This window comes from Methylomonas sp. Uni0011, from assembly GCF_056850255.1.
The window spans coordinates 1-1,241 of record NZ_JBVVNO010000049.1; the positions used below are offsets into that span (position 1 = coordinate 1).

Sequence of the window (1,241 nt, forward strand, 5' to 3'; positions counted from 1 at the left end):
ATGCGTTGGCGCTGGCCGCCGGATAAACCGGTGCCGTGTTCGCCGACCAGCGTGTCGTAACCTTCCGGCAATTCGCAGATGAACTCGTGGGCGCCGGCCAGTTTGGCGGCTTCGATCACGGCTTCGAACGGCAAGGCCGGGTTGACCAAGGCGATGTTGTCGCGAATCGAACGGTTGAACAGAGTATTTTCCTGCAACACTACGCCGATTTGTTGGCGTAGCGAAGCGGTGTCGATGATGCCGATGTCGTGACCGTCGATCAACACCCGGCCGCGGTCCGGTACGAACAGGCGCTGCACCAGCTTGGTCAAGGTGCTTTTGCCGGAGCCGGAGCGACCGACGATGCCGATCACTTCGCCCGGCGCGATGCGTAAGTCGACCCCGCGAATCACGTCCGGCGCATCCGGCCGGTAACGGAACGACACCTGGTCGAACTCGATCGCGCCGGCAATCCGCGGTAGCCGGGTCTTTTGGCCCATGACTTCGCTGCGGGTATTGAGAATGTCGCCCAAGCGGCGCATCGAGATGCCGACTTGCTGAAAGTCGTTCCACAGCTGCGCCAGCCGCAAAATTGGGGCCGAGACTTGGCCGGACAACATGTTGAAGGCCACCAGTTCGCCGACGGTCAACTGACCGTCGACTACCAGCGTGGCGCCCAGCCACATGATCGCGGCGGTCACCAGTTTGCTGATCAGATTGACGCCGCCGCCGGCCAAGGTGGCGGCTTGGGTGACCGACAGGCCGGCGGTAACGTAAGCGGCCAGTTGCTTCTCCCAGTGTTGGGTCCAACGCGGTTCGACCGCCATGGCCTTGACCGTGTCGATGCCGCTGATGGTCTCCACCAAAAAAGCCTGGCTTTCAGCGCTACGGTTAAATTTCTCGTCCAATCGAGCCCGAATCACCGGGGTGAACACGACCGACAACAGGATATACAGCGGTATCGATACTACGACGATCAGGGTCAGCCAGACGCTGTAATACAGCATCACGCCGATGAAGATCACCGAGAACAGCAAATCCAGCAACAAGGTGATGGCATTACCGGTCAGAAACGAACGGATATTCTCCAACTCGCGGACTCGGGCGACCGAATCGCCGACCCGGCGGGCTTGAAAATAGGCGGTGGGCAAGGCCAACAAATGCTTGAACAAGCGGGCGCCCAACTCCACGTCGATCTTGCTGCTGGTATGAGCGAACACCCAAGTGCGGATACCGGACAAGGCGGCTTCGAACAGCATCGC

The 1,241-nt window shown here is 60.3% G+C and carries 1 protein-coding gene; it reads right to left on the reverse strand.

From position 1 onward, the window contains the following. The coding region (locus AC0IM9_RS20430) for an ABC transporter transmembrane domain-containing protein (RefSeq protein WP_482805242.1) at nt 1–1,241 on the reverse strand (1,241 nt) is incomplete at both ends.